The sequence below is a fragment of the Ensifer sp. CCNWLY38 genome (genome assembly GCF_037120565.1).
Classification (GTDB): domain Bacteria; phylum Pseudomonadota; class Alphaproteobacteria; order Rhizobiales; family Rhizobiaceae; genus Ensifer; species Ensifer adhaerens_H.
In genome coordinates, this window is record NZ_JBBBBO010000009.1 from 1 (window position 1) to 20,777 (window position 20,777).

The following is a 20,777-nucleotide window of genomic DNA, read 5'->3' on the forward strand; positions in this document are numbered from 1 at the left end:
GAAGCGGCTGGCGCCAAGCGTGGCGGCGGCTTCTTCCACCTCCTTGTCGATCTCCTCCATGATCGGCTGCACGGTCCGGACGACAAACGGCAGGCCGACGAAGATCAGCGCGACGACGATGCCGGATGGCGTAAAGGCGATCTTCAGCCCGAGCGGCTCGATGAACTGGCCGATCCAGCCGTTGCCGGCGTAAAGCGTCGTCAGGGCAATGCCGGCAACCGCGGTCGGCAGCGCAAAGGGCAGGTCGACCATGGCATCGATCACCCGTTTGCCGGGGAAACGATAGCGCACCAATACCCAGGCGAGGATGACGCCGAAGACGAGATTGATAACGGCCGCGATAAAGGCCGTGCCGAAGGAGATCTTCAAGGCATTGAGCGTGCGCGGATCAAGCGCCAGCGCCACGAACTGTGCCCAACCGAGCCCGCTTGCCCGAAACACCAGACCCGACAACGGGATCAACACGATCAGAACCAGCCAGCTCAGCGTGATCCCGAGCGACAATCCAAATCCAGGCAAAACACTCGGCTGGCGAAATCGCCAGGGTGCAGTCTTCGTCGCATCCGTCAATGGCACTACCTTTGCAGTCTTTACGCGGCACGATGAAACGCGCCTCGCTCGAGGGCTCGGCTCGGCCCGGCGCGACGCGAAGCAGCGCGCGCAGCCGGTTCGTCTGGCTGCGCGCGCTGTTCAGGTTTTATTGGCCCGGCTTGTAGAGCGTGTCGAAGACACCGCCATCGCCGAAGAATTTCGGCTGGGCTTCTTTCCAGCCACCGAAATCTTCAATGGTTACGAGCTTCAGTTCGCCGAACCGCTTGATGTCGGCCGGATCTGCCGCTGCCGGCTTGAACGGCCGGTAGTAGTGCTTGGCCGCGATCTTCTGGCCGGCATCGCTGTAAAGGTAGCCGAGATAGGCTTCCGCTACCTTGCGGGTGCCCTTGGCGTCGACGTTGCCGTCAACGAGCGCCACCGGCGGTTCGGCCTTGATCGAGATTGACGGCGTGACGATCTCGAATTTGTCGGGGCCGAGTTCCTCGAGCGAGAGATAAGCTTCGTTTTCCCAGGCGAGAAGCACGTCGCCAAGGCCACGCTGCACGAAGGTCGTCGTCGCGCCGCGCGCGCCGGTATCGAGCACCGGAACATGCTTGAAGAGTTCCGTTACATATTCCTGCGCCTTGGCGTCATCTCCGCCATTGGCAGCCCGGCCATAGGCCCAGGCAGCCAGGAAGTTCCAGCGCGCGCCGCCCGAAGTCTTCGGGTTCGGCGTGATCACCTGGATATCCGGCTTTACCAGATCGCCCCAGTCCTTGACGCCCTTGGGGTTGCCCTTGCGCACGAGGAACACGATCGTCGATGTGTAGGGCGCGCTGTTGTTCTCGAACTTCGTCTTCCAGTCCGCCGGGATCTTGCCGGTTCCCTTGGCGATCGCGTCGATATCGGCTTCGAGCGCCAGCGTTACGACATCGGCCTGCAGGCCGTCGATGACCGAGCGGGCCTGCTTGCCGGAGCCGCCATGCGACGTCTGGATCGTCACCGTCTCACCGGTGTCGGCCTTCCACTTCTCTGCGAAGGCAGCATTGAAGTCCTTATAGAGTTCACGTGTCGGATCGTAGGACACGTTCAAGATCGTCGTGTCGGCAAACGCAACACTCGCAGCTCCCAGCTGCAGGCCCCCGAGCACAATTGCCAGTCCCACCATTCCGGTAATTCGTCCAAAGACCATTTCGACCTCCATCGGTTACCAGATAAAACTATCAATTTTATCGACTGCTACAACGCAAACAGATGACACCGGGGGCGGCAATCGGGAAATGTCCTATCGTTCTCGCCGCCTTTTCGGGAACGGTTTGCCTGCAACCGCCCAGTATGGCCGTGCCGGCCCGCCAAGACCATTAGATGGAGGGCATGATGCTGGTGTCCAGTAGGCACGCGTCGATTCTCCTTTCGAGCGTTTGCCGGACCGGTTCGTCGAAGAGCCTTCAGCCCTGCATTCCGGGCGAATGCGGGGTTCTCCAGGCGAGCAACGATTTCTGGGTCTCTAGGGCGCGAAACTAGAGCACGCGGCCGCGGGCGACGATCGGCCAGGTGTCCTTGAGCGTGTCGCCTTCGACGATGTGGACCGCATCGACCATGTTGGTCACGACGCAGGCGTGGTTGGGCACGATGCGGAGCTGATCACCGACCTTGAGGTTGATCGGCCCATCGGTGACGAGGCGGCCGTGTTCCTCCGAGAGCTGGTCGATGCGGATGTCGTCGCGGCCGAGCACGTGACCATAGCCTGTCAGTCCCAGCAGATCCGAGGTCAACACCTTACTGCCGGCATCGATGATCGCGCGGGTTTCGGATGGGACGGAGACGACGGTCGCAACCACCGTCAGCGCGCAATCGTCCCAGCTTGCCACACCGCGAGACACCAACGAACGGTCGTTGTAGATGTAGGTGCCGGGGCGATATTCGCTGGCAACCGGCGCACCGGCGGCATGCATCATGCTCGGCGTGCCGCCCGAGGTGATGTCAGGCACCGCGATGCCGTCGGCTTCGATCAGCCTCTTTGCTTCGCTCATGAAGGCCTGGACCTTTGCCTCGCCGTTGACGGGGGGATAGGTCATTAGGCCGCCGAACACGAGCCCCTTCGCATCCTCGATCTGGCTGGCAAGTCTCGCCGCCTCAGCCGGCGCACCAACGCCGCAACGATCGGCACCGGTGTTGCATTCGACGAAAACGCGAAGCGGCTTGTCCTTGCCGGCGAAATATCCCGCAAGCCCGTCGATGACGGTCTCGCTGTCGGCAACGACGGCAAGCGCGACGCGGCCATTGAGCCGTTCCAGCCGCGCCATCTTGGCTTCGCCGAGAATGTTGTAGGTGATCAGCACATCCTTGATCCGGTCGCTGCCCTCGACCATTGCTTCGGCTTCGGTAACCTTCTGGCAGGTGATGCCAACCGCTCCAGCCTCAAGCTGAAGCTCGGCCATCTGCGGCAGCTTGTGCGTCTTGATGTGCGGGCGCACGCGAATGCCATGTTCATCGGCATAGGCCTGGAAGCGCTCGATATTGCGCTTGGCAATTTCGAGGTCGACGAGAACGGCCGGCGTTTCGATCGGCAGGGGCATCGTGGTCAATTCCTCTTCTCGCGCGGGACAACGTGTGATGAACGATTCTCACAAGAAGGAAAAGGCGTCGCTAGAGCAATCCGGTCGTCGCCCGCAGGCACCCTCAGTCTTTCGCCAGCGACCGGCCGGTGTCGGGATCGAAGAGATGAAGGGCATCCGCCTCGATCGTGAAGGCGCGCTCTTCGCCCGACAGGACCGAACTGCGTGGTGGCAGGCAGGCGGTGATGCGCTGGTCGCCGATCCGCGCCGTGGTGACGAGTTCGGGGCCGGTCAATTCGACCACCTCGACGCGCGCCTTGAACTGCGGCGCGGGCTCGTCACCAGCGGCAAGTCGCAGCGCTTCCGGGCGAATACCAGCCTTGACGCGCTGGCCATCGGAGACAACGTTACGGAGGCGTGCCGGCAGGGCGATCGCCTGGCCGTCGCCGGCGATTTTCAACTGACCTTGCGACACCGTAGCATCGAGGATGTTCATCGGCGGCGAGCCGACGAAGCCGGCGACATAGAGCGTGGCCGGGCGGTCGTAGATCTCTTCCGGCGTGCCGAGCTGCTCGATCCGCCCGTCGCGCATCACCGCGATGCGGGTCGCGAGTGTCATCGCCTCGATCTGGTCGTGGGTGACGTAGACGACCGTGGTCTTCAGCATCTGGTGCAGACGCTTGAGTTCGGTGCGCATCTCCATGCGCAGCTTGGCGTCGAGGTTGGAGAGCGGCTCGTCGAAGAGGAAGACCTGCGGATTGCGCACCAGCGCCCGGCCGATGGCGACGCGCTGGCGCTGGCCGCCCGAGAGCTGGCTCGGCTTGCGGTCGAGCAGGTTCTCGATTTGCAACAGCTTTGCCGTCTCCGCCACCGCCTTTTCGCGCTCGGCCGAGGGGACCTTGCGCATTTCAAGGCCGAAGCCGATGTTCCTTGCAACACTCATGTTCGGGTAGAGCGCATAGGACTGGAAGACCATGGCGATGTCGCGATCCTTCGGATGCGCGCCGAGAATGGAGCGGTCGCCGATGCGGATGTCGCCGCCGCTCGGCTCCGCAAGTCCGGCGATGATGTTGAGCAGGGTTGACTTGCCGCAGCCGGATGAGCCGAGCAGCACCAGGAACTCGCCGCTCTCGAGATCGATGTCGATGCCCTTCAGCGTCTCGACCTCGCCATAGCGCTTGTGAATGTTCTGAATGGCGAGTGCGCTCATGCGCCGATCTCCTGAAGGTAGGACGAAAGCGGTTTGCCGTAGCTGCGCGGCAGGGTGGAAATCGCCTCCGAGGCGATGGCGACGCCGGTGCGAAGACAGGCTGCCAAAGACATCTCGGCTGCGAGTGCCGCCAGGAACCCGGCATTGAAGACGTCACCGGCGCCGATCGTGTCGACCACGGTAACCGCGGGGGCGGCGGCCGATGAAAGACGGCCTTCCGCATCGATGGCGATCGCCCCGTGGGGGCCGCGCTTGACGACGACGATCGCGCCTTCGGGCATGTGTTTCCGGAGCTCGTGTGCGGCCTCGGTGGGGTCGGAGAGGCCCGTCAGCGTGGTCGTTTCGACCTCGTTGAAGAGTGCGAGCCGGCAACGCTTCAGCCAGCCGACGGTCGCCGCGCAGTTCGTCTGCGTCCAGCCATCGAGCGGCCAGCCGGTGTCGAGCGCAACGGCGATGTCGTGGGCGTCGGCCCAGTCGAAGAAGCGGTCATAGTCCGATGTCAGCGCATCGGTCAGGAAGGCGCCGGTCAGCAGCGCGTAGCCGCCACGCAGTTTTTCGCCGTCGAGCATGGTGCGGACTTCCTCGAAGCTGAGCAGCGGCAGATGCCCACGCGTGGTGAAGAAGGTCCGCTCGCCATCGGGATGGGTGATGCCGACGGAAAGTGTGGTGCCGACATTCTCGACCGGCCAGGACTTGGACCGCTCGGGAAAGGCTTCCTTCAGCCAGGTGCCGAACTGATCGTTGCCGACATTGGCGGCGATCGCGTAGTCGACGCCGAGCGAATCCCAGGCGAGCGCGCTGTTGCCGGCGCAGCCGCCGACACGCAGCTCGTCGTGATCGACGATGATTTCGGTTCCGGCTTTGGGCCAGGGGGCCGCCGGCCCGAGGATGAGATCGACATTGGCATTGCCGACCACGGCAAGAGGACGCATCGTTTATTCGCTCCGGGTAATCTTGGTCGAGCGCACGGGGGTACCGGCATTCTCGACACGGGACGCCGCAAAGGCGATCATGAAGGACTGGGCGACCGGCAGCATGGCGAAGACCGCCGCCATGCCCGCGGCCGGCGCAAAGGGAATGGTGCTGACGCCTTCGACTGGCGCCTCGCCGGAAGCATCGAAGACGACGACCGGCGAGCCGGCTTCGGCGGCTGAGATCGCCATGGCCCCGACGAGATTCGCCGTCGGATCCGCCGCGCGGAAGAGCACGACGCCGACGGATGGACCGAGCATCTCCATCGGCCCGTGGCGAAGTTGGCCGCCTTCAAGCGAGAAGCAGGGCAGGCGGGAAAGCTCGGTCAGACCGAGGCCGATCGCTTCGGCGAGGCCTTGCAGCCGGCGGCCCGAAGTTACAACGGATCGGACGCTGTGCAGGGCTTCGAGTGCCGCCGACGTATCGGGCGATTGCGGGTTTTCCAATGCGTGAAGGGCATCGGCCGGATTGTCGCCGAGCGCGGCGAGGACGGCAAGGTGCAGGGCGAAGCTGATCGTCAGGCTGCGGGTTGCCGCAAAGGCCTTCTCGGTGCCGCCGACGCCGACCAGAGACGGCGCATTGCTGGCGAGGAAGGAACCGCCTTCAAGCGTCAGGCCGAAGGTGTGCGGCGTTGCGCCTTTGGTTTCACCGAACCAGCGCAGCACCTCGGCGCTTTCCCCGGACTGCGAGGTGATGAGGATCGTCTTGCCTTCGATGACAAGCGGCTGGCCGAGTTGTTCCGAGAGCGGCAGGGCAATGGCGTCGATGCCATGGGCACGGTAGAGCGGCTCGACGGCGCGACCGACGGCATGCGAGCCGCCCATGCCGAGCAGCAGCAGCTTGCCGGTAGACTTCAGCGAGGCAGCGACACTGGCCGCCATCGCCGTCGCCTGGTGCACGGAGGCGATGGCGTCCGAGGCCTGACGCGCCATTTCGCGATCGATCGCCATGAGCCCGGCCGGGCGTTCCGAATTGGTCATAGCCGTCATCCTTTGACGCCGCCGCTGGTGAGCCCGGAAATGAGGGCGCGCTGCATGAGGAGACCGATCACCACCGGGGGCAGGGCGGCCAGCACCCCGGCTGTGGCGATCAGCCCGTAATCGGAGACACGGCCGCCGGCGAGATCGGAAATGGCAACCGTGAGGGTCTTGGCGCGCAGGTCCGAGGTGAAGAGCAGCGCGTAGAAGAATTCGTCCCAGGCGAGCAGGAAGGCAAAGAGCGCCGACGTCGCCATGACGGGAGCCGCAAGCGGCAAGGTGATGAGCCGGAGAATCTGGTCGAGGCGGGCGCCGTCGATCATCGCGGCACTCTCGATTTCCTTCGGGATGGAATCGAATCCGGATTTCAGCAGCCAGGTGGTGAAGGGCGCCAGAATGGTGAGATAAACAAGCGCCAGGCCGAACACCGAGTTCAGAAGCCCGAGATAGGCAAGCCCCATATAGAGCGGCACGGCAAGCGCCACCGGTGGCAGCATGTAGGTGGCGATCACCGCATAGAGCGACCAGGAAACGTTGGATGTGCGCGATACCGCCCAGGCGGCGGGAATGGCGACCGCGATCGCCGCCAGCGTTGCCATGCCGGCAACCTTCAGGCTGTTGAAGAGCGAGGCAGTAAAGGCAGCGCCGGTGCTGTTTTCGATCGTGGACAACAGCAGGCGGTAGCGCGATAGATCGATCTCGTTGGGCCACCAGTTGAGCGGCTTGGTCGAGAGGTCGGCGGCCGACGAGATGCTCATGACGAAGAGCCAGAGAATGGGGGCGAGGATGATGGCTGCCAGCAGCAGTGCCGCGGCATAGACGAAGGCGGTGAAAACCGGGTTCTGGCGTTCCATCAGGATGCTCCTGCGGCTTTGCGCACCATTGCTGCATAGGCGACGGCGAGCACGGTTACGAGCAGCGTGACGATCAGCGCCAGCGAGGCGCCCGATCCGGCACGCTGGAAGGAGAACGCTTCCTGGTAGACGAGGATCGACAGGGTGCGGGTGCTGTTGGCCGGTCCGCCACGCGTCATCACCCAGATGATGTCGAATACCTTGAAGGCCTCGATCGTCCGCAGCACCAGGGCGACGAGCAATGGGCCGGCGAGATAAGGCATGATGACATAGCGAAAGCGATTGAAGGGGCCTGCGCCGTCGACCAGCGAGGCGGCGGTGATATCACGCGGCACGGCCTGAAGCGCTGCGAGCGCGATCAGGGCGACCAGCGGAAAGTTCTTCCAGCAGTCGGCGACGATCAGTGCGGCGAGCGCCGAACCGGGCTCGCCGAGCCAGGAGCGATAGCTGTCGATCAGGCCGAGCTGCAACAAGGCGGCGTTGAGCGCGCCGTATTCCGGATTGTAGATCAGCCGCCAGAGCGTGGCGTTGACCACCGTCGGCAAAGCCCAGGGCAGGATCATCAAGGCTCTGAGAGCCGTGCGACCGCGAAATTGTTGATTGAGCAGCAGTGCTGCGAGCACCCCGAGCACCATTTCCGCCGTGACCGAGACGACCGCAAACCAGGTCGTCGTCACGAAGGCGCGCAGGAAGTTCGAGCCGCCGAGCATCTTGGCATAGTTGGCGAGGCCGACGAACGTGCCTTCCGTGCCGACGAGCCTGGCGTCGGTGAAGGAAAGCCTGACCGTATCGATCAACGGCCAGCCGATGACGGCGATCATGACCACCAGCAGCGGCAGCATGAGCAGCCATGCGCGCGTTGTTATCCAGGTGCCGGACATAGGATGGAAACCTTCTCGGGCCTAGGGAGCCCCGTCATGCTATCGCATATTGCCCCGGATCGTCATCGACCCAAGCGAATGATGCGCCAAATCAAAGTGTTAAAGCGCGTGGATGCCAGCGCTACCGCATAATTCCCGCGGTCCCCGGGCGGTTACCCGCCCGGGGCTTGGGAGGGCGGCTCAGAGGCCGCTGTTTTCGGCCGCCGTCTTCAAGGCGTCCTCAGGCGAAGCCTGGCCGAGCAGTGCTTCCTGGATCGCCTGCTGAAGGGCAGTCGAAAGTTCCTGGTACTTGGGGGTCGTCGGACGCGGATACATGGCCGCGAGGCCGAGCTTGGCAGCGCCGATCAGCTCTTCCTGGCCCTTGGTGACGCTGGCATCTTCGTAGGAAGAAGCCCAGATCGGCAGGCTGAGCTTGGCATAAGCATTCTGCGTCTGCTGCGACGTCATGTAGACGATGTACTTCCAGGCCTCGTCCGGGTTCTTGCTGGTCGAAGTGATGCCAAGACCCATCGAGCCGTTGACGGCGGAGACTTCGCTCTTGCCCGCAACGCCCGGCGCCGGCACGACGCCGACCTTGCCGGCAACCTTGCTTTCCTTCGGATCGTTGGCGAGGTTGTACATATAGGTCCAGTTGAGAGCGAATGCGGCTTCGCCGTTCTGGAACACCTTGCGGACGTCCTCCTCCAGAAACTCCTTGGAGTTCGGATTCGTGAGGCCAGAAGAATAGCTCGTCACCATGTAATTGAGCGCGTCGAGACCGCCACCGGACGCGAAGGCCGGCTTGCCGCCATCGATGAACTTGCCACCATAGGCGCTGACGAGGGTGGTGTAGTCGCAGATCGCGGCTTCGGCCTGCGACCAGCTCCAGGCGATCGGGGTTGCGAGCAGACCCTTGTCCTTGATCACCTTGGCCTGTTCGGCAAGCTCGTCCCAGGTCTTCGGCGGCGCCTTGATGCCGGCCTTCTCCAGGATTTCCTTGTTGTAGAACAGGTATTTTGTGTCGAGGATCCAGGGCATGCCATAGCGCTTGCCGTCATATTCGACGGTCGTCCAGGCGCCCGGCAGCACGCCGGATTTCATCTCGCCGGTGATGCGGTCGGTCACATCGACGAGCACCTTGTTGGCCGCATATTCGGCCGGCCAGATCACGTCGAAGAGCACGACGTCGTAGCCGCCGCCGGATCCCTGCGCCAGCACGGTCTTGTCGTGCAGGCCCTCATAGGGAACGAATTCGAGATTAACCTTCACGTCCGGGTTGGCCTTGGTGAAGGCCTCGGTCATGGCGCGCACATCCGCCTCGCTATAGGCGGCCTGGGCCATGAAGAGGGCGTTGAGCGTCGTTTCCGCATGCGCGTGGCCGACGAAGGAGACGCCGGCGAGGGTCGCGCAAAGCAAGGTGGTTCTTATCGATTTCAACATGATTTCCTCCAGTAACTTGAGCGTTTCAGCCTTCTTCGGCGCGCCTCTAGGTGCGCCGTATGCGAGAAGTCCGTCCGTTTCCGAGCGGCCGTCGACATATCCATCGGAGCGCCCGCAGCGGTGCTTGCCGCTGCTTTCGTTCCCCCGGGAGCTCTTTTGGGCTCCTATTAAGTCAATTGTCTTGACTTATTTTTTGTTCAATATTCTAACAGTGTCAAGAGGGGTTTTTTGGATGAACGATATGCGCCTGATCCGGGCGAAGAGCGGCACCAACCAGGAGGGGACGAGCGCACACAATCGGCGCGTCATGATCGACGCGCTGCGGTTGAACGGCCAATTGTCCCGGGCGGACCTTGCCCGCGCGACGGCGCTCACGAAGCAGACGGTCTCCAACATCATCGAGGACCTGGAGCGGGACGGCCTGGTCGAGTCGCTTGAGGCGGTGCGCAACGGCCGCGGGCAACCTTCGACGCCCTATCGCCTGGTGCCGGAGGGTGCTTTCGCGATCGGCCTGCAGATCGACCGGCATGTGACGCGGACCATCGCTGTCGATCTCGTCGGCAGGGTGCTCGCCCGTGGCGAGGCCAACCTGCCGGCCGGTGGGCCGGCGACCGGCGTCCGGACGATTCTGGAACTGATCGAGAAGACCCGCCGAGATCTCACGGAGATCGCACCGCAATCGGAAGATCGCCTCGTCGGCCTTGGGGCGGCGATGCCCGGTCCCTTCGGCATCGAAGCCGACGACGACGATCCCTGGATGATGGCGGCCTGGCAGAATTTTCCGTTGCTCGAGACGCTTGCGACCGGCACGGGGCTCGATGTCGGCTTGCAGAACGACGCGGCCGCGGCCGCCACTGCCGAACGCATGGTTGGCGCTGCGCATGGTGTCGACCATGCCATCTGCATCTATCTCGGCTATGGCCTTGGCGCCGGGCTGATCCTCAACGGTGAGCTCTACCGCGGCGCCAATGGCAATGCCGGCGAGATCGGCATGATCCTCAGCCTGCCGCGTGGCGCATCGCTGGATGAGCGCACGCCGCTCGAGCATCGCGCTTCGATCGCCTCGCTCTGCAGGCTGCTCGACCTCGACCCGGCCGATCCGGAGCTTTACGCCCATATCGATGCGATTGCCGCCGGCCCGGACGAGCGGGTGCGGCGCTGGCTCGATGCGGCGGTCTTTGAACTACGCGCCGCCGTCCAGGCGCTCGAAACGATCTTTGACCCGCAGACGGTGATCCTGTGCGGTGGCCTTCCGCCGGGGCTCGCGCGCCTGTTGGTCGAGGCGATGATACCGTTGCTCCCCTCGATCGCCGATCGGCGAGACCGCAGTCTCCCGCGATTGCAGATCGGTTTCACCGACCCCTGGGCGGTGGCGATCGGTGCGGCCGCAGAGCCGATCAGCCGCACGTTCGATCCGCGCTTCTCCGCGATCTTGAAAACACGAGAGCACGCAGCGGTGTAATGGCGCGACCGTCAGGTTCTGGGCTCGTCCAGACGGGCAAGTTCAGTATATCCGGCGGCCAGAAAATCGAGCAGGGCGCGCACCGAAGGAAGCAGACCCCGGCGTGAGGGAAAGACCGCGTGAATGATGCCGGCCCTCGGCGCCCAGTCGGGCAGCACATCGACAAGCGTGCCATCCTTCAGGTCTTGCCGAATTACCATCTCCGGCAGTTGGCAGATGCCGACACCGCGCAGGGCGGCAAGCCGCAACGTCACCATGTCTTCGGTGACGAGCCGCGGCCGATGGCGCACGATTGCGGTGGCGCCGCCGGGACCCTCCAGCCGCCAGTCGTGTTCGGGGCGATCGGGGTTCCAGGCAAGGCTTGGGAAGACGCCGAGGTCCGCAGGCGCCGGCGGCTTACCCATCGACGCGAGCAGCGCGGGGCTGGCGACCAGGCGTTGCCGGCTCTCGGCGAAGCGCTTGACGACGAGATCGCTTTCTTCAAGCGGCGGGAAGCGAACGCGGACGGCGATGTCGATGCCTTCGCGCAGCACGTCGACGCGCCTGTTGGTGCTCTCGAGCACGACCTCGACCTTCGGGCACTCTGCCATGAAGCGGGCGATCATTTCCGCGACCTGGAAATAGACCACTGAAGACGGGCAACTGACGTGGACCACACCCTGTGGTTCGGAGCGCATGCGGTCGATCATCTCCTGCGCCGCGCCGGCCTCCACCAGCATGGCGACGCAGTGCCGGTAATACTCCCGGCCGACTTCGGTGATCACGAAATGCCGGGTCGACCGTTGCACGAGCCGCACTCCGAGCCGTTCCTCGAGCAGCCCGATGCGGCGGCTGAGCCTGGAGCGTGGTATGTTCAGCCTGCGCGCCGCTGCCGCAAAGCCGTTCTGCTCGACGACGTCGACAAAAAGCTTCAGGTCGTTCAGGTCTTGCATCGTGTATTGTCCTATTTTTAGGACATTATAGCTCGAAACGACCGTCTACTGCCAGGTTTGGTGCAGGGATATCTTTCCTCCAACGCTATCGCTGAAACGGCGAGGCCAAGGAGAAACCGCAATGAGAAAGATACTCGGTATTTTCGGGAATGCGCACCCGCATTGGGTCGGTGATGGGTTTCCGGTTCGCTCGCTGCTGGCGCGTGATCGCGCCGGCGACCATGCAAACCCCTTCCTTCTGCTCGACTATGCGGGACCGATCGCCTTTGCCCCGACGGCGACACCACGCGGCGTCGGTGTCCATCCGCACCGTGGTTTCGAGACCGTGACGATCGTCTACCAGGGGGAGGTCGATCATCGTGACTCAGCCGGCAACGGTGGCCATATCGGTCCGGGCGACGTGCAATGGATGACGGCTGCAGGCGGCATCCTGCATGAGGAATTCCACTCGGAATGCTTCACCCGACAGGGCGGTACGCTCGAAATGGTCCAGCTGTGGGTCAATCTGCCGGCCGTCCACAAGGGTGCGAAACCCGGGTACCAGACCTTGGTTGCTCGCGACATTCCGACGGTCAAACTGCCGGACGGTGCCGGAACTCTAACAGTGATCGCGGGAAATCATGCCGGAACTCAAGGGCCTGCAACGACCTTCACGCCCCTCAATGTTTGGGATGTGCGCCTGAAGCAGGGAGGATCATTCAACCTCGATCTGCCGGAAGGTCACTCGGCCGGCTTGGCGATCCTGCGCGGCAATGTTCTCGTCAACGGCAGCGACGTCGTCGGAGAAGCGCAGTTTGTACTTTTCGGCCGTGACGGTGGTGGCGTTACGTTGGACGCCAGCTCGGATGTGACTGCGCTCGTCTTGAGTGGCGAGCCAATCGATGAGCCGGTCGCGATGTATGGTCCCTTCGTCATGAATACCGAGCAGGAGATCAGACAGGCGATGACGGACTTCCAGTCCGGTCGCTTTGGCAAGCTCGCGAGCGTCTAGCGCCGCTAACCCGGCAAGACGTGCGTACACGGGTCGGCGCTCGGGCGGCCCTGAGCGGAGATTGTCCGCGAATGATCTCGAGCGATGCAAAGGAAGGAAACGACCATGACCAGCGAAGCAATTCGTGATCCCTCAAGGGATCATTTGCTGACCCCCGCCAATTCGGCCTTCATCATCATTGACTACCAACCGGTCCAGGTGAACTCGATCGCTTCAATGGACCGGCAACTGATGATCAACAATATCTGCGGTGCGGCCAAGGCGGCTGTCGCTTACGGGTTGCCGATCGTTCACTCGACCGTCAACGTGAAGAGCGGGTTGAACAAGCCGCCGATCCCGCAGGTCAACAGGGTCTTGAAGGAGTTCCCGACCTACGACCGCACGTCGATCAACTCGTGGGAAGATGTCGAATTTCGGCAGGCAGTGGAGAAGACCGGACGCAAGAAGCTGATCATGACCGCACTGTGGACCGAGGCGTGCCTGACATTCCCGGCGCTCGACGCGTTGAAGGCAGGCTACGAGGTCTATGTTCCTGTGGATGCGGTCGGCGGAACATCCGTTGCTGCGCATGAAGCGGCGCTTCGCCGGATCGAGCAGGCAGGCGGCAAGATGATCAGCGTGCCTCAGCTTTTCTGCGAACTGCAACGCGACTGGCAGCGCTCGGAAACAGTGCCGGCATTCATGAACCTGTTCATCGAGACCGGCGGTACCGCCGGCATCCAGTTCTCGTACGACAAATCCGAATGACCAATACGGGCGCGGCCGCCGCCGCGCCCCAAACCTAACGCCGAAGCGCAGCACGCACTTCGGCGAACCCGAACGCATGCCTGCGTTTCAGCCAACAAGGAGCAAGACCATGACACCTGCAAATTTCAACGGACAGCGCCCGGTCATCGACCCCGATGACGCCGTGATGCTTCTGATCGACCACCAGAGCGGACTGTTCCAGACCGTCAACGATATGCCAATGCCGAAGCTGCGCGCCCATGCGGCGGCACTTGCCAGCATGGCGACGCTGGCGAAAATGCCCGTCATCACCACGGCCTCCGTACCGCAAGGCCCGAACGGGCCGCTGATCCCGGAAATCCATGCCAATGCGCCGCATGCCAAGTACGTCGCCCGTCGCGGCGAAATCAATGCCTGGGACAACCCGGATTTCGTCGCCGCGGTGAAGGAAACCGGCCGCAAGACCCTGATCATCGCCGGCACGATCACCAGCGTCTGCATGGCCTTCCCGGCGATCAGCGCCGTCCATGACGGCTACAAGGTCTTCGTGGTCGTCGATGCTTCGGGCACCTATTCGAAGATGGCTGAGGAGATCACCCTTGCCCGTGTCGTCCAGGCTGGTGTCGTGCCGATGGATACCGCAGCGGTCGCCTCCGAACTGCAGCGCACCTGGCATCGCGACGATGCCCAGCAATGGGCAGAGATCTACACCAAGATCTTCCCGGAATATCAGTTGCTGATCGAGAGCTACCTGAAGGCGCAGCAGGTCGAGAAGGATCAGGAGCAGCTGGACTCGCAGCGCGGCTAAGAACGCAGCGAAATCGTGAAAGCGGATTGCAAGCACCCACGGCAGACCGTCTGCCGTGGGTGCTGCTTTATCGGTCAGCGCCGGTCGAGTTCCAGAAGGGTCTGGAACAGGACCTCCACGCCGCGGGCGCATTCTTCGGGCGCGGTGTATTCCGCCTCGTTGTGCGACAGCCCGTCCTTGGAAGGTACGAAGATCATCGCGGTCGGCATGATCGTCGCAATATGCGCCGCGTCATGCCCGGCCCCGGAAACGACGTCCGTGGCCGAATAGCCGAGCACTTCGGCGCTGTTGCGCACGGCGTCCACGATCGATGGATCGAAGACGACCGGCGCCTTCGACCAGATGCGCTTCAGTTCGGCGCCTGGCCCAACGCTGCGGACGGTATCCTCCAGCGCCGCCTGCATCCGATCAAGCCCGGCCTCGGACGGATGGCGCATGTCGATCTGAAGCCGGACGGAGCCGGGAACGACATTGCGGGAATTGGGGCCGACTTCGACGAAGCCGACGGTGCCGACACCGGGCGGGTTCTCTCGGGCGATGTCGCGCACAGCGAGCACGATTTCGGCAGCGGCGACGAGCGCATCGTCGCGCTGGGCCATCGGCGTGCTGCCGGCATGGGCCTCGGTGCCGGTGACAGTGATATCGAACCAGCGCAGTCCCTGGATGCCGGTGACGACGCCGATCTCGGTTGCTGAGGCTTCCAGCAGCGGTCCTTGCTCGATATGGAGCTCGACGTAAGCCGCGAAGGCGGCCGGCTCGACCCGTGCTTCGCCGCGATAGCCGATCGTATCGAGCGCCGCCCCGACCGTGACGCCGTCTCGGTCGGTGAGCGCGTGAGCCGCATCAAGCGAAAGCGCACCGGCAAAGACGCCTGACCCCATCATTGCTGGAGAAAAGCGCGACCCTTCCTCGTTCGTCCAGTTGACGACCGTCAGCGGATGGCGGAGCCGGGCGGCGGTTTCCTTGAGCGTGCGCAGCACCTCAAGGCCGGCAAGCACGCCGAGAATGCCATCGAACTGGCCACCCTGCGGCTGGGTATCGAGATGGCTGCCGACCGCGATTGCCGGCAGCGACATGTCCTCGCCGGGATAGGTCGCGAAGATATTGCCGATGCCGTCGATCTCGACCGTGCAGCCGAGCGCCCGGCACGCGCCTGCGAACCAATCGCGGACCTCACGGTCCTCCTCTGTCAGCGTCAGACGGGTGACCCCGCCTTTATCGGCGGCGCCGAAGCGTGCGGTGGCGACGATGTCGTTCCACAGTCGGTCACCGTTTGTAACCGGCGTGTTGATTCGCTTGGGCTCAGTGCGCAAGGCTTCGGCGCTCATTTCGGCTGCTCCGGTGCGTCCTTGTTGAGCTTGTAGCGGAAGTCGCAATGGGTAGCGCCCTGCATCACCGTCTGGGTGCGTTCAAGCGTGATGCGCGGATCGTAGCCGGTGCAGAAAACGCCGTCGCGGTTGCAGGAAAGCAGGTGCCCGATATGGCCGAGCCCCATCTCGCGATAGGTCTCGGCGTAGCGACAGCGCTTCACATTGTAGTGGAATTCCTCGTCCGTCGCCTTCGTTACCTCGATGACAAGCGCGTCGTCCTGCGTCCAGAGGTCCTGCAGTTCCTGGAAGGTGCGCAGGTTGGTGCCGCCAGGCGTCTTTGCGGCAAAGCTCCTGCCGGCTTCGATCGCGGCCTTGGTGATCGCCTTGTCGAGGATTGCTTGGGCGCGCTCCTCGCTGACCTCCTCGCGCATCGCCTCGTAGATCGGCGCGATGATGCCGGCCTCGATGCGGCGGCGCGCGAGAATGCCGATCTCGCCATCCATTGCCGCCCGCGACGTGGTTTCGGTGTTTTCTTTGTCCGTCTTTTCCATGGAATGCCTCCCTGTCTGCCACAGGGCAGAACAACAGCGGCAGGATACTACGTAGGCAATGCCTCTGTGTTGCAAATCTGTGCCGGAGGGATTTCGCGTCGTGCAAAAATTTTGCGCTATTCCGCGATTATGCAGGAATCAATCTTAGCCCGACCGACACGACGCGAGTTGCAGTCGCGTGGGTCCCGGATTCGGTTGTGCGCGATCAGCGCTCGCTGCTCGAAACGAACCAGCGATAATAGGGATTGTCCGGCTCCACGCGCATCAGCAGTTCCATGTCACGCGCCCATTCGTCGCGATAGCCGGCATAGGCGTTGAGCGAAGCCTGATAGAACAGCATTAGCCGGTTGTGGGCGTCCGCTACGGATTTCTCGAGCGCCGCGTCCGCTCCGACAAGCGGTGCCTTGCTGCGCAGGCCGACGAGGGCTGGGAGCGTGCGCTGCAACTCGTCGGGACGAACCCAGCTTGCATATTCGATCCGCGGCTGGTCGTCGGTGACAGGCTGCGTCGATCCGGCGTAACGATCAAGTCCGGCGCGGTCGGTCATCCAGGTCGCGAGCAGGTCGGCCGCACCACCTATGCCGACTTCCCTGAACGCCGCGGCGACGGACGGGTCGGCCATGCGCTTGGTGATGCGCGCGGCGTCGAGCGCCTGTGGTTCGACGGAGCCGACGAGCAGCATCTCGTGCAGCTCGGTCGACCAGAGCGAGGCATGCGGGAAACTGTCGAGGAAGCTGCGCACGAGCGCGCGCGTGTCCTCGTCGTTCTGAGTGGCGATCGGCAGCCATTGCGCAACAAGACCGTTTGGCGCGAGGCGTTGGCGTGCCAGCTTGTAGAAGTCGGACGAATAGAGATTGACGACGCCAGCGGCCGACGGCGGCGGCGGTTCCAGCGTGATGAGATCGTAGCGCTCCGCGCTGCGCATCAACTCGCGGCGACCGTCTGCAACGCGCACTTCGAGGCGGCTATCCCCTGCCGCGTTGAAATTGCCGGCAAACAATGTCGAGGCGCGGGCAACCGACGGCAGCAGTTCGGCGGCGACGCGTCGGTCGAGACCGGGATAGGCGAGCAATGAGCCGGCGGTAATGCCGGTGCCAAGCCCGATGACGAGCGCCGATTTCGGCTCGCCCTTGTGGATGACAAGCGGCAAGAGCGCCTGCAGCCGCATGTAGCGCAGCGACGGCACGGCGTCGCCGGTGTTGGAGACGCCCTGGATATAGAGGCGGCGGAAGCGCCGGTCCGCCTGGCCCTGTTCGATGACGGCGACCGTCGCGCCGAGGCCCTCCTCATAGGAGACGATCGTGCCGTTGCCGCGTGAGAGATTGAGCAAGGTGGCCAGCCGGTCCGATGGCACCATCACGGCGATCAGGACGGTGACGACGCCGAGCGCTGGCGCCGCAAGGCGCCAACCCTTCCAGCCGGCCGCCCCGCGGCTAGCTGCGATGACGCCGATGATGGCTGCGGCGACGGCGAGAACGGCGAAGCTTCGGATGATACCGAACGACGGAACCAGCACGAAGCCGGTCAGCAGCGTGCCGGCGATGCCGCCGAGTGTGTTGAGCGCCAGAACGCGCCCGGTGTCGCGACCGACATGATGAGGATCGACCGCGAGCCGCAAGGCGACCGGGAAGGCGGCGCCGAGGATCAGCGTCGGGACGAAGACGATCGTGAGCGCCGCGACGAGGAAGCGTGCGCACATGCCGGCAAAGATGCTGCCAGTGATACCGGCGATGGCTGCTTCCGCGCTGGCCTGCAACGCCGTCAGCCAGGGGCCGAGCAGGGCAAGCTCGGCCAGCGCCACGAGGCCGGCCAACGTGATGAGCAGGCCGAAGGCGCTCCAAGGATCCGACAGGCGGTCGGTCCGGCGCGAAAAGAGTGCGGCGCCGATCGCCAGCCCGGCGAGATAGGTGGCAAGCACCACCGAAAAGGCGAAGGAACGGGTGGAGATGAATTGCACGATCGCCTGCGACCAGGCGACTTCATAGCCGAGGGCGATGCCGCCTGCGATCGCGTAGAGGATCAGCGCCAACCGTGAACCACCGATGCCCTGCGCCGGTATCGGCATGTCAACTTGCGCGTCTTCGCGGATCTCCGTCGTGCTCAGCGAAAGTGCGATTGCGGCCGCGCCGAACCCGAGGCCGGCGGCGAAAAATCCCGTCGCCTGCACGCCGAGAGTGGGGATGAGGACGAAAGAGACCGCAAGGCAGCCGAGGATGGCGCCGAGCGTGTTGGCGGCATAGAGCCGGCCGCCCTTTGCGCCGACGCCTCCCGGCGCCCCTTTGAGCGCTCGCAACAGCAAGGGGAGGGTGCCGCCCATCAGGAAGGCGGGTGTAGCGACGATCAGGATCAGCAAGGCCCAGGCGGCGAAGGCGTTGGTTTCCTCGGTTGCGACGAAGAGCGGCGCGATATGGGAAAGGATGAGGGTGACGCCGGTGCCGAGCACGGCCACACCGGTTTCGAGCAGGGCATAGAGGCGGAGCGGCTGTCGGGAGCGGTCGCCAATGCGCCCGAGGGCGAAGCTGCCGAGCGCCAGGCCGAGAAAGAAGGCGCTGACCCCGGTGCTGACCGCATAGACGTCGATGCCGGTGACGAGCGAGAGCTGCTTGATCCAGAGAACCTGGAAGATCAGCGCCGCGGTGCCGGAGAGGAAGAGCATGAAGGCGGCGATCGCCGGCGCGACGTGTGTCCGCGGTCTCGCCAAAGGGTCTTCGATCGACTCCTCGAAGGAGACCGTTCGAGCGGGCTGAATGTTCTTCGTCATCGCGGCACGCCATTTTTAGCAAAAGTGAAAGAGAAGGCGGCGCGGGGCGCCGCCTTCTCGAGAGCGTTACTGTGCCGGCTGGGTCTTCGCCAGGATCTCGTCGATCTTCTGGTGCACGCTTTCTTCGATCTGGTCGACCGAGAAGCTTGCCGGCTTCTGGCTTGGCGGATACGCGACGAAGGTTTCGAGGAATGCCGCCGATTTCCCCACCGCTTCGGCGAAGAGATAAGCGTTCTTCGTCCGCCAGTCGTTGTACTGATCGGAGACGATATCAGCCCGCTCGTAAGGGTCCATGCGCAGGTTGAAGATCTTCGGAACGCGCAGGCAGGTGAACGGATCCTGCCAGACGTCGAAGCCACCGGGCTTGCGCATTTCGCAGAAGACGGCTTTCCAATTGTCCCAGCGCATGCCGACGAGCTTGGCGTCGTCATTGAAGTAATAGAACTCGTTGCGCGCGCTCTTCGGCTGTTCGCCGGTGAGGTAGGGCAACTGGTTGTAGCCGTCGAGATGCACCTTGAAGGTCTTGCCGCCGAGGTCGGCGCCCTTCAAAAGCCGCTCCTTGATGTCCTTGTCACCGGCTGCTGCAAGCAGTGTCGGGAACCAGTCGAGACCGGAGACCATGTCGGTGGAGACACCGGGCTTGATCTTTCCCGGCCAGCGGACCATCGCCGGGACACGGAAGGCGCCTTCCCAGTTGCTGTCCTTTTCACTGCGGAAAGGTGTGGTTGCCGCATCCGGCCAGGAGAACTGGTTCGGGCCGTTGTCGGTTGTGTAGACGACGATGGTGTTGTCGGCGATCTTCAATTCGTCGAGCAGGTCGAGCAGCTTGCCGACATCGTTGTCGTGCTCGATCATGCCATCGGCATAGTCGTTGCCGGGCATGCCGCTCTGGCCCTTGTATTGGTCACGCACATGGGTGAACAGATGCATGCGCGTCGTGTTCATCCAGGTGAAGAAAGGTTTCTTCGCCTCCGTCTGTTTCTTGATGAACTCCATCGCCGCGGCGGTCGTCTCGTCGTCGATCGTTTCCATGCGTTTGCTGTTGAGCGCGCCGGTGTCCTCCACCTTGCCGTCGGCGAAGGAATGCAGCACGCCGCGCGGCGCGTAGGACTTGAGGAACGCGGGATCGTCCTTCGGCCAGTAGGGCCGCTCGGGCTCCTCTTCGGCATTCAGGTGATAGAGGTTGCCGAAGAACTCGTCGAAGCCATGAGCTGTCGGCAGGAAGCGGTCCTGGTCGCCGAGATGGTTCTTGCCGAACTGCCCGGTGGCATAGCCAAGCGGCTTCAGCGCCTGGGCGATGGTCACGTCACGGTCCTGGATGCCGACGGGGGCACCGGGAACGCCGACCTTGGACATGCCGGTACGCAGCACCGTCTGCCCGGTGATAAACGTGGAGCGGCCGGCGGTGCAGCTGTTCTCAGCGTAATAGTCGGTGAACAACATGCCGTCGCGCGCGATCCGGTCGATATTCGGGGTCTTGTAGCCGACGACGCCGAAGGAGTAGGCGCTGATATTGGTCTGGCCGATGTCGTCGCCGAAGATCACGAGGATGTTCGGCTTGGCGGCATCCTGCGCAAAGGCCGACGGTGCCGAAGCGGTGATGGTCGACATCAGCACGGTGCCGGCCAGTGCCAGCGCCTTCGGCTTCATCGACCGCTCGACGGCGCACGCCGCGAGCCTCCCAAGCCTGGTCTTCAAATCGATACTCATTTCAAGTCTCCCTGAGGCCGCAAACAAATCGCTCTCGGAATGCAGGCAAAGTTTCGAATTTACCGATGCAATCTCCGCGGGAACGCGCCCTCAGGTAAGTACGTAACAGTTACGAAGGCACGGA

18 protein-coding genes are annotated in these 20,777 nt (G+C 63.5%); 4 read left to right on the forward strand and 14 right to left on the reverse strand.

Annotated features, from left to right (window positions below; all coding sequences use genetic code 11):
- The 9 genes from cysT to V7S54_RS19560 all read right to left on the reverse strand — a co-directional run.
- Positions 1–570, reverse strand: a 570-nt coding sequence (cysT, locus tag V7S54_RS19520; protein WP_442892569.1) for a sulfate ABC transporter permease subunit CysT, incomplete at its 3' end; no start/stop codon positions are given.
- 127 nt (positions 571–697) lie between these two features.
- A complete protein-coding gene (locus tag V7S54_RS19525; RefSeq protein WP_419178170.1) occupies positions 698–1,699 on the reverse strand; it encodes a sulfate ABC transporter substrate-binding protein in 1,002 nt (333 codons plus the stop codon).
- A 352-nt stretch (positions 1,700–2,051) separates the two neighbouring features.
- Positions 2,052–3,110 (reverse strand): D-TA family PLP-dependent enzyme, encoded by a 1,059-nt coding sequence (locus V7S54_RS19530; RefSeq protein WP_065375606.1) that lies wholly within the window; start codon positions 3,108–3,110, stop codon positions 2,052–2,054.
- Positions 3,111–3,213: 103 nt separating this feature from the next.
- On the reverse strand, positions 3,214–4,299 hold the full coding sequence (locus V7S54_RS19535) for an ABC transporter ATP-binding protein (RefSeq protein WP_065375496.1): 1,086 nt from the start codon (positions 4,297–4,299) through the stop codon (positions 3,214–3,216).
- Positions 4,296–5,231, reverse strand: coding sequence for a PfkB family carbohydrate kinase (locus tag V7S54_RS19540; RefSeq protein ID WP_065375497.1), 936 nt, complete (start codon positions 5,229–5,231; stop codon positions 4,296–4,298). Before V7S54_RS19540 ends, V7S54_RS19535 begins: the two co-directional genes overlap by 4 nt.
- Before the next feature lie 3 nt (positions 5,232–5,234).
- A complete protein-coding gene (locus V7S54_RS19545; protein ID WP_065375498.1) occupies positions 5,235–6,260 on the reverse strand; it encodes an SIS domain-containing protein in 1,026 nt (341 codons plus the stop codon).
- Positions 6,257–7,102 carry a carbohydrate ABC transporter permease gene (locus V7S54_RS19550; protein WP_065375499.1) on the reverse strand — a complete coding sequence of 282 codons (846 nt, stop codon included), beginning with the start codon at positions 7,100–7,102 and terminating at the stop codon, positions 6,257–6,259. Before V7S54_RS19550 ends, V7S54_RS19545 begins: the two co-directional genes overlap by 4 nt.
- Complete coding sequence (locus tag V7S54_RS19555) at positions 7,102–7,983, reverse strand: carbohydrate ABC transporter permease (protein WP_336409246.1); 882 nt, start codon at positions 7,981–7,983, stop codon at positions 7,102–7,104. The genes V7S54_RS19550 and V7S54_RS19555 overlap by 1 nt, the downstream gene beginning before the upstream one ends.
- Before the next feature lie 180 nt (positions 7,984–8,163).
- Positions 8,164–9,402, reverse strand: a complete 1,239-nt coding sequence (locus V7S54_RS19560) for an extracellular solute-binding protein (protein ID WP_065375501.1) — start codon at positions 9,400–9,402, stop codon at positions 8,164–8,166.
- A gap of 232 nt (positions 9,403–9,634) precedes the next feature.
- On the opposite strand from V7S54_RS19560, the gene V7S54_RS19565 reads away from it, so the two are divergent.
- Positions 9,635–10,864 carry an ROK family transcriptional regulator gene (locus V7S54_RS19565; protein ID WP_065375502.1) on the forward strand — a complete coding sequence of 410 codons (1,230 nt, stop codon included), beginning with the start codon at positions 9,635–9,637 and terminating at the stop codon, positions 10,862–10,864.
- Positions 10,865–10,875: 11 nt separating this feature from the next.
- Here V7S54_RS19565 and V7S54_RS19570 read toward each other — a convergent pair whose 3' ends face one another.
- The gene (locus V7S54_RS19570) at positions 10,876–11,796 is read right to left on the reverse strand and encodes a LysR substrate-binding domain-containing protein (RefSeq protein ID WP_065375503.1); all 921 of its coding nucleotides are present in this window, start codon (positions 11,794–11,796) and stop codon (positions 10,876–10,878) included.
- A 121-nt stretch (positions 11,797–11,917) separates the two neighbouring features.
- Between V7S54_RS19570 and V7S54_RS19575 the strand changes: the two genes are divergently transcribed.
- The 3 genes from V7S54_RS19575 to V7S54_RS19585 all read left to right on the forward strand — a co-directional run bounded on the left by V7S54_RS19575 (position 11,918) and on the right by V7S54_RS19585 (position 14,321).
- Positions 11,918–12,787: a pirin family protein gene (locus V7S54_RS19575; RefSeq protein ID WP_065375504.1), complete on the forward strand. Its 870-nt coding sequence runs from the start codon at positions 11,918–11,920 to the stop codon at positions 12,785–12,787.
- 105 nt (positions 12,788–12,892) lie between these two features.
- Positions 12,893–13,534, forward strand: a complete 642-nt coding sequence (locus V7S54_RS19580) for a hydrolase (RefSeq protein ID WP_065375607.1) — start codon at positions 12,893–12,895, stop codon at positions 13,532–13,534.
- A gap of 109 nt (positions 13,535–13,643) precedes the next feature.
- Entirely contained in the window at positions 13,644–14,321 is a 678-nt protein-coding gene (locus tag V7S54_RS19585) for an isochorismatase family protein (protein ID WP_065375505.1), read from the forward strand.
- A gap of 74 nt (positions 14,322–14,395) precedes the next feature.
- Here V7S54_RS19585 and V7S54_RS19590 read toward each other — a convergent pair whose 3' ends face one another.
- The 4 genes from V7S54_RS19590 to V7S54_RS19605 all read right to left on the reverse strand — a co-directional run bounded on the left by V7S54_RS19590 (position 14,396) and on the right by V7S54_RS19605 (position 20,653).
- Positions 14,396–15,649, reverse strand: coding sequence for a Zn-dependent hydrolase (locus tag V7S54_RS19590; protein ID WP_065375506.1), 1,254 nt, complete (start codon positions 15,647–15,649; stop codon positions 14,396–14,398).
- Complete coding sequence (locus V7S54_RS19595) at positions 15,646–16,182, reverse strand: L-2-amino-thiazoline-4-carboxylic acid hydrolase (RefSeq protein ID WP_065375507.1); 537 nt, start codon at positions 16,180–16,182, stop codon at positions 15,646–15,648. The genes V7S54_RS19590 and V7S54_RS19595 overlap by 4 nt, the downstream gene beginning before the upstream one ends.
- A 205-nt stretch (positions 16,183–16,387) precedes the next feature.
- Positions 16,388–18,943 carry a fused MFS/spermidine synthase gene (locus V7S54_RS19600; RefSeq protein WP_176707584.1) on the reverse strand — a complete coding sequence of 852 codons (2,556 nt, stop codon included), beginning with the start codon at positions 18,941–18,943 and terminating at the stop codon, positions 16,388–16,390.
- Positions 18,944–19,009: 66 nt separating this feature from the next.
- Positions 19,010–20,653 (reverse strand): arylsulfatase, encoded by a 1,644-nt coding sequence (locus V7S54_RS19605; protein WP_082641186.1) that lies wholly within the window; start codon positions 20,651–20,653, stop codon positions 19,010–19,012.
- Between the last annotated feature and the right edge of the window lie 124 nt (positions 20,654–20,777).